2 protein-coding genes are annotated in these 9,318 nt (G+C 67.4%); one reads left to right on the top strand and one right to left on the bottom strand.

Annotated elements, in window-relative coordinates; genetic code table 11:
* Positions 1–9,031: hypothetical protein (locus ABD256_RS43630; RefSeq protein WP_344432224.1), on the bottom strand; the 9,031-nt coding region annotated here is incomplete at its 3' end.
* A 102-nt stretch (positions 9,032–9,133) separates the two neighbouring features.
* On the opposite strand from ABD256_RS43630, the gene ABD256_RS43635 reads away from it, so the two are divergent.
* A partial coding sequence (locus ABD256_RS43635; RefSeq protein WP_344432226.1) for a hypothetical protein occupies positions 9,134–9,318 on the top strand: 185 nt, incomplete at its 3' end.

A 9,318-nucleotide genomic window follows, 5' to 3' on the forward strand; every position in this document is an offset into this window, starting at 1 on the left:
CCACCGCCCGATACCGAACCCCACCATCGGCCATCAACCGACCCACAGCACCGAACCGCCCCACCCACTCATCCACCACCCCAGCACCCACCACCGGCAACCCCACCGGATCGGACTCGATCCCCACCGAATCGACCGGTGTGCCGGATGCGCTGCTCCGCGCCGACCCGTTCCGCTCCGTCACGTGCTGGAGCAACGCGGTCATCACGCGACCCTGCGAACCGGTGTAGTGCGGTTCGGCCACCTCTCCTCGGAGGGATTCGGCTTCGGTGCGCAGGTGTCTGACCTCGGGGTCGTTCCAGGCTTGGCGCGGGTGCGTCCCGGTGGTGATGAGGGTGGTGAGCTTGGCGATCAGCTCGTCGTGGAGTCGCTGGCGGTCCCGGGTGGATGCGCCAGGGGCGGCGGGCGGGAGGTCACCCGCCATCGCCATCGCCGTCCGCGCGGCGGGGTCGGTGCGACCGGGTTCCGCCTGTGCGGCGGTGCTCGATGACGGGCCAGCGATGTCGATGCCGTAGACCGCGCTTTCCGCCCGGCTCGGCAGGTTTTCGGGTTCTGGTTGCCCGATGGCGCGGGTGGGCATGAACCAGGTTCGCGTGGGCACGGGGGGACGGGGGATCGGGTGGTCCTGGCCGGTGGTGCCGTCGCGGCCGCTGAAGTAGCGGATCGTTCCGTCCGGCTCGACCTCGGCGCTGAACGCGTGGTCCCCGGACTGCATGTCGAGGAACATCACGCGCCTGCCGCCGCTGTTCCGGTAGACGGTCAGCGGGTGGGCCCACTGGTCGCGGGTTCCCATGGTCAGGAACACCCCGTGCGGGGCGACGGCCGGGTCCTGCCCGAAGATCCGGGTGACGACCTCCTCCAGCGGCACATCGCGCTCGAATCGGCCCGCGAGTTCGTGTTCGAGGTAGATCGCCGGATACGGGCCGCGCAACGGCACCTCCCGGGTTTCCCCGCCCAGCAGGTGGAATCCCGCGACGGTCGCGGGCCCGCAGTTCACCCGCGCACCGGGCACGTCGTTCAGGTAGTTCTGACGGTTGATCGTCGTCAACGGGCCCAGCTCACCACGCATCCGATGCTCACTACCCTGGTCCAGCGGCACGAACCGGTCCAGCAGATCCACCGCCAGCCGACCCACCGGATCACCCACCATCACCACCCCACCGGAAACCCCGTTCGTGGCCGACAGGTGCTCATCCAGCTCGGTGATCAGCACCGCCCGGACATCCGCCAGCGCCTCCGCCCGCGGACCTCCGTCCGGAACCGGATCACGCTCCCGCAACAGGATCAAATCGACCGACATCCCGAGCTGGTCCCGCCGCACCGGATCCAGATCATCGAGCACCTGACGCGCCAGTTCTCCGCGCTGTGCCAGTCCGGTACGTGTCGACAGGTCACCGCTCTGTGCCGCGGTACCGGCTTCGGCTTGGGTGATCGCGGTGTCGAACAGGTCGTCGAGCACCCCGTGCGCCAGATCCCCTTCCGGCCACGTGACCTCAGCCAGCCGCCCGAACCGGGCCGCCTGCCCATAGGGCAACGTCGCCGCGAACCACCACGCCCGCTCACTACCCGAGGCCTGGTCCTGATACGACAGATACCCCAACGCCTCCAACACCGAGTGATACACCGGCCGCAACCGCTCCAGCTCCGGACCCGACAACCCCGCCACCGGCTTGAGCCACCGCACCATCCGCACCCGATGCTCCCCCGCCACCCGCGGCGGCACCGACCGCATCCGCCCCGCGAAAAAGTCCAACTCGTTCCCGATCGGCGCCCAAAAACCCTCCGACACCAAATCCGCCCAAATACCCGCCACCACCGGCGCCACCACCCGCTCACCACCCACCACCCCCGCCACCGCGGCCTCCTCCCCCGACAACCCCCGCGCCACCGCATCCGCAACCGCATCCACCTCCCCACCCCTGAACAAATCCGCCACCAAATCGGTCATCCCCACCCGCAACCGCTCCCACGCCACCACCACCCCCTCCCGCCCATCACCCACCGCACCGAAATGCAACAACCGCTCCGCATGCCCCCGCAACCGACCCGCATCCCCACCCGACAACCCCGCCAACGACTCCGCCGCCGCCACGAACAACCCCACCCGACCCCGATACAACAACCGCAACACCATCTCCACATCCGACACCACCCCCGCCACCACCTCATGCCCCACCGGCACCTCCACCGAATACCCCGGCAAACCATCCCCCGCCACCACCGGCAAACCCCCACCCACCAAATCAACCTCATACCCCGGCGCGGAAACCACGCCGAGACGAGCGGGCGGGAACGCACCGCTCGCCGCATCGGTTTCGTAGAACTGCTCCCACCACCAGCGTTCACGGGGGTTCACCAGGTCATCGAGCACGGGCGAGAAATTGAGGGCCTCCTCCGAACCACGATGGAGGACCATGTTGCGTATGCGGTCGATGTCCGAAAGGAGCGGGCGCCGCGATTCCCGCTCCGCCTCGATCGCGACCTTCCGCCGCGCGAGATGCGCTTCGAGGCTGTTCAACCTCTCCCGATCACCGGGTGCCGGCAACTCGCGTTCCGGAGAATCCTCGAACGCGAGCCACTCCTCTTCCTGCGCCAAACGCGTCCGTTCCGCATCGAGCTCCGCCTGGGCGGCGGCGATCTTTTCGGGGATGTCCTTCAAGAGAGCGTCGTTCGCGGCACGCCGGGTAACGTGTTCCGCCCAGTCCCCGTCACGTCGGCCCAGTGCCGACTCGGAATCGTTCAGCGCACGGTGCTCTTCGCGCGCATCAGCAAGCTGCCTGTTCAGGTCGTCGCGAAGCACGACGAACCTCTGCTCTTTCCCGGGCAGGCGCCTCTTACCCTTTCTGAGCCAGGCCCAGTCCACGCTCAACGATTTCTTCCATTCGGCGGCGCGCTCCTGCTGCTCCTCTTCGCTCCACGTCCGCGACGGCCCGTTCTCCTCGTCGCGCAGAGCGCGCTGGAAATCGTATCCGTCCTGGGCTTCTTCCATGGCTACCACCCCGAAGAACGGCGCGAGTTTCACCGTTTCCGAAATGATCATGTGCGAGAGTTCGTCGCGCAGTTCCTTGAGCTGCTCGCTGCCCAACCCGACCTGCCAGCGGAACTCACCCTGCCGCCAGGGATCGTCCTCTTTCAACTGGACGAGCTGCCGCTGCCCGGTGTCGTACCAGAACCTCCTGGTCGTGTCCTCTTCCACGGGGAACAGCAGGCGTGCTTCGCCGTAGATTCCGGCACGTTGGTCGTCGGGCAGGCTGTCGAGCGTGTCCCGCCCCGCTTGCACGTCCGCTGCCCAGTACGCACGGAAATCCTGGAGCTGTGTTTCGAGATGTTCCGCCGCCCCGCTGTTCGCGACCGTATGGTTTCGTTCGATCATTTCGAACGCCGCGAAATCGACGTCACCGAGGTGTGGCGCCTGCCCGAACCTGGTCCAGTACACCAGCTCCTGCGCGGCCCCGCGCACGTCGGCCAGTGACTCCAGCAGTACGTCCCGGTCATCGCCGCGTGCGAGGCCTCCGGCGTAGAACGTCACGATGTCGTCCAGGACCCTGTTGTGCAGCTCCCGGCTCGGACCGGCCTCCAGCACCCACTCCGGCCGCCGGTCCCACAGCGAGTTCTCCGCGTCGTGGCGGTAGGCCTGTACCGCGTCGCGTCCCTGCTCCCGTTCCACCCGGGACAGGTACTCGCGCAGGTCCGTGTGCGTGCGCGCGGCCGTGTCGAACTGCCGGACGAGTTCTTCGAGCCCGGTTCCGCGCAGTCGTGTGAAATCGAGCAACACCCGGTTGGCCGAGGCCCTCAGCTCGGATTCGATGCTCGCCTTCCGCGCGAGCAGGAGGGGAAGGTCGTCCCATTCCTCCTGGCCCATCCTGGCGAGCTCATCTTCGACGTACAGCGCCTCGTCGACGTCCGAGAGCCCGGGGTTCTCCCTCGCGAAACGCTCGCGCAGTATTCGCCGCAGTTCCTCGATCGCCTTCCCCTGTGCTTCCTGGGCGGCCGAATCGCCCACATCCAGCTTCCACGCCCACGCTTCGAGCAGTTCAGCACCGTACCGCGCCTGTACCGCGTCGAAGTCCCATGCGGCGGTACCGAACTTTTCCGCCACCTCTCGGCCGAACGACGTCAAGTCGATGGTCGACGAGATTTCGGACGCGACGAAATGCGCCATCCGCTCCCACAGGAACTCCCCTTCGGCCTCGGAAATGCCGGGGCCGGGCAGAGGCCGCTCGCCGCCCAGCAGCCGCTTCGCGGTCTCGACGTTTTGGCGCACCTCCGGCGTGTCCTGCTCGACGTACCGGCTGCCCTGTGCGAAGGACACCGCCCACTTGTCGACGAAACGACGCCGCGCGGCGTTCGCCGCGGCACCGATCCGCCGCGACGCGATCTCCCACGGCACGGCGAAGCGCACTTCTCGCCGCCCGTCCGCATTGACCGACCGCTCGAGCGCACGCCTGATGCCCGAGGTCTCGTGCCACTTGCGCGGGAAGGTTCCTTCCGACCACCTGTCGGACAACGCGGCGATCACCGTGTACATCGCCCGGTAGCGGGATTTCATCTCCGGTGTCAGATCGCGCACGCGTCCACCGAGCGCCGAGATCACCGTCAGCCGCAAGGTGAGACCGCGGTCCGGTTCGAGCTGGGCCAACTGCTGCTCCGCGGTCCGCACCTGCGCGTCCAGCCGACGGAACATCTCGGCGCTCTCCGATTCCTCAGAGGAATCGGAATCGGACTCTGGGAAGTCTTCGGTCGCGGCGGTCTCGGTCATGTCCACATCGGAATCCGCATCCCCTGCCGCGGCTTCCTCGATCATGTCCACATCGGAACCCGAGTCCACCGCACCACCCGGCGTCGGCACGTCCCCCCAGCCACCCGGTCCGGCGTCCTGCTCCTCTGGCGACTCCACCTCCCCGGCCGCATCGACCTCGGTCATGTCCACATCGGAATCCGAATCCACCGCACCCCCCGGCGTCGGGACACCGCCCAGTCCGGCGTCGGCGTCCCGCACCTCAGTGAACACCGACTCACCACTGGCATCGATGTCGGAATCCTCGACGAAACTGCCGGCCTCGTTGTCCTCCCTGTTCCGCGCGGAGTCGAATCCGAGGTCCCGTAGATCACTGACCAGCCGCGGCATCAGCGCCCCGGTGGACCGCCCGTATTCGATGGCGACCTCCTGCGCGATGGCCCACGGCAAGGAGAACGGGTGGCTGAACAACCAGAAGGTGTCCTTCAGGTCCTGCCTGAACTTGATCATCTCCGTGCGGCCCGGATAACTCGTCTGCCAGAACCCGAAGATCTCCGCCAGACGGCCCGACGAGGCCAATCCCGCTGCTTCCAGTCGCGCCTCGCCCTTCTGCCGCAGGAACTGCCGATCGGCCGCGTTCAGCTCCGCCACCTTTTCGACCGCCGTTCTGAGGTCGGAAACGAACACCCCGGCGTCCCAGCGCCGGGCCATCCGGCTGCTGTGCCTGATCCCCAGGGGCGGCGCCGAGTTCAAGGTGCTCCTCTCGGAGTCGACCTCCCGGTAGAGCCCTTCGAGGCCCGCGGCACCGTGCCGGGCCTCCCGGTGGAGGATGGCGTAGATGCCTGCCAGCACGTCGGCCGCCTCGTGCCCGCGCGGGTCGATGTCCTGCACCGCGCCGACGACCTCACCGCGCGAGGGCACGCCGGTGAGCCGGGGGATGTCCGAGTCCAAGCCGCTCTCGCCTTCCTCCGCCCATTTTCCGACCACCAGCGCGAGCATGGCCGCCGCTTCCGCGCGCGGCCCGTCCATCAGGTCCCGCGTCCCGAGCACGTCGTGACCCCGGTCCAGCCAGGAATCCCGGTCGTCACGACCGCTCGAACGCGCTTCTTCGATGTCCACGAAGACACGAGCCCGCAGATCCGCCCGTACGTCTCCCTCGCTCTTCATTCCTCCGCGCTCGACGTGCGGTGCCAGGAGGTCGGCGATCCGGCCGGCGGAGTCGTCGACCTTGCGCAGCACGTCCCTGTCGATGAAATCGCGGGCACGTGACCGCATGTGCAACCGGTACTGCCACCTGCCCACGTTCCTGAACGCCGTCGCCAGCCGGAGCCGGTCGTCCGCCCGTCGCCCGTACATCTCGCTCAGTTCCGCCATGTCCTCCCGTCGCTTCCGGACGACCCGGGCGAAGTCCCGCAGCTGATCGAGTTCGGCGGCACTGAGGTTCTTGATGTGCTCGGCGGGCACGAGTTCGCGCACCGGCGCGGACCGGAGCTGCTTCTGCTGGTAGTCGTCCAGATCCGACAACCACGATTCCGCGCTGTGGAAAGTGGGCCATTCGTTGCTGGCGATCCCGAAGAGGAACCCGAACCGCTTGTACAGCTCGCCCAGCGGACCGATGCCGGTCGAGAACGCGCCGTCCTCGCTCAGCCTCTGGAAGTGTCCGCGCAACGACTCCGCGAGCGGCACGACCGGATCCGCGCCGCTCGGATGCTTCTCGTGGTCCGCCAAGGGCTGCTCTTCGTCGGCATCGACGTTGTTCTCGTGGTACCTGAGGGCATCGATCAAAGCCGGACCCCACCTCGGCTTTCGCGCCTCGACATAGGCGATGAGCTTGATCATGAGATCGCGCAGCTCCGCTGCTCGGCTCACCGCTCCGGCGGACAGCTCCGCTGTCGTCACGTCGAGCAGGCCGGCTGCCGCTGCGAAGTCGGGAGTGGTGCCGTACCGGTCGTAGACCGCCATCAACCGGGGGTCGTCCTCGGTGTCGAACGCGCGGTCGAGGAGCAACTGGTGGTACTGCGCGCGCAGCTCGTCGGCCAGCCAAGCGGCTTGGTCGCCGTCCTCGCGGCCGAGGCCGGCGCGCGGATCTTCGTACCAGGCTTTCCACAACCGGTCGAAACTGAGTGGCAAGCCCTCCCCGCCGTAGGCACCGCGCCCGAATCCGGGGTTGTTGCGCACCCGGGATGCTTCGTACGCCACGAGTTGGACCATGCTTTCACGCAGGTCGTCGGCTCGCTGCCGTGCGTCACCGCTGAGGTTCGCCTCGGCCTCGTCGAACTCGCGGGCTGCCCTTTCCCTTTCGAACACGGCCTCTGCCTCGGCGGAAAAGCCGATTTCACCCGTCGAGATGTCCCCCAGCCCGCTGGTGTTGCGGACCTGGTGCCGCACCAGCTTGACCATCTCCGCGCGCGGATCCCTGCCCGCCCGGTCCGGATCCGGGAGGTCGAGCATTTCCTTCGCGTCGTCAAGCCACCGTTGATCCCGTTCCTGCAGGTTCTCGAGATCCTTCAGGGCGTTTTCGTACTGACCGGCAAGGCGGGACGGCATGATCGGAACGGCCATCGAGTTCCCGATATCGGTCGCGTTCGATTTCTCGCGGATCGGCGCGACCCTTCGGAGATTCGCCCAGGCATCCCAGTCCCTGGCGAAATGGGCAGATATTCCGCTCCGGAAAGGATTGCCTTCGTAACGACGGTTGTAGTAATCGATCCATTCGTAGACAGCGGTCCCGTGGGCGAGGAGCAGATCGCGCACGATGTCGTCGCCGAGTCGCGCCATCCCCACGCCGATGTTCTCCCCGAACATCTTACGGCCGAGAAAGAGCTCTTGACGCCGGACGAGGAGAGAGTCGCGCCATGCCTTCTCCCAGAGCGCGTTCAACCGCGCTTCCTGGTTCGTGCGCTCGGCCGCGATCGCCGCTTCGTCCGCCGCCCACCGGCCGGCCGGGCCGCCCGGTGCCGCGGGTACCTCGCGGTTCTCGACCAGTTCGCGTTCGAGCAGCATCTGAACGCTCGCCGCCTGCGGGTCGTCCAGCACCGCGGTGAAGTCCTCGATCAGCTTGTCCACCCGGCTCCAGGCGAGGCTCTCGGCGAGCCCGTCGTCCTGCCACGCCTTCGCCACCGCCGCGAAGTCAGCGAGCTGGACCTTCACCGCGTTGTCGTCGCCGTGTCCACCGCGGTACGCGCGGGACATCGTGGCGGCCAGCAGATCCGACGCGGAATCCTTCTGCTGGACGAGCAACGACCCGGAGAGCAGCTTCACCATGTGCCTCGACTCGAACTCGTCGAGCGCGGTCTCGATCTCGTGCGGCTCGGTCAGGCTCAGCGCGTGCTGGAAGTCCCTGCGAAGCTCTTCAGCCGTCTGGTTCGCGCTCCCCTCGTCCTGAGCGGACCTGCCGAACTCCCAGTCGAGCTGCCCGGCGCGCGCGACCGCGTCCACCGCCTGGTCGTACAGGATCGTGGCACGCCTGGCCAAAGCACCCGCCAACTCCGGCTTCGTACCGAGGTCGAGCAGGCTCTCGGCGCGGAGGAGGGCGTCTGTGCCTTGCCGCGCCTGCGCGGGTGACCGTTCCACGGTGCGCAGGGTGGAGATCCAGGCTGAGGAGCTGGGGTAGAACTCGGTGAGAACGCTCTCCCACCCCGGGTTCAGGTTCAGCACGGCGCGCATCTCGGCGAGCGCGGGATCGTTCCACCTCTTCTGGAACTCCACCGCCGAGCCTGCCCTGCCCAACTGCGTCGTAACCCAGTCGTGCAGCTTCACCGCGTGCGCGTCGAACACCGCCCTCGTCAACCCGGACGTGCCCAGATCACCGAACACGGTCTTGGCGTGATCGCGCACCTCATCGTGATCGGGCACGTTGCCCAACACGCGCTTCGCCTCGGAGAACGACCTCTCCCACCGCTTCTCCAGCACCTTCGCCAGTGCCGCCTCCGCGGTCATGTCCACCTTGTCGCGCAACCGGTCCAGATCACCGGCGAACCGCTGCAGCAGCGCATCCGCCTCCTCCGACGGACCATCGCTCCAGTCGTCGTACCCGTACCGGAGCGCCACCACATTCGCCATGTCCTCGAAGAGCTTCTGCTCGTCCTCCGAAGCCAGCGGATTTTCCGTGTATTCACGCAGCACATCACGAGCCTTGCCCGGGACGTCGTCATCCATCCCCATCAACCGCAGCAATTCCTCGGGATCCCGCACGAGCATCAAGTCGGCTTGCGCCTCGGCCAGACCGCGGTACTCGGCGACCGAAGGGACCCTGGCGGGCCTGCGCCGCTGATCGACCCTCTGCTGGAGCATCCGCCGAAGGCTCCGAAGTTCGGCGTCGTCCCAAATCCTCCTGAACTCACCGGCCATCATCGTGGGATCGTCGCCCGAAGGCCACGACGCCAACCGGCGCTCATGTTCCTCCGACACCCGGTGCGCCAACTGCGCCAGCCGCGAGTCGTCCTGATAGGAATCCAGGTCCTCGAAGATCACCTCGACAAGATCGTCCACATCGGACTCGTCTGCTTCGGTGTCGGTGTCGGTGTCGGTGGGGTGGGGGGCTCCGGCGCGGAGTCCGGGTGGGTCTTCGCGGTGGTCGA

Source organism: Amycolatopsis minnesotensis (assembly GCF_039529815.1).
Lineage (GTDB): Bacteria > Actinomycetota > Actinomycetes > Mycobacteriales > Pseudonocardiaceae > Amycolatopsis > Amycolatopsis minnesotensis.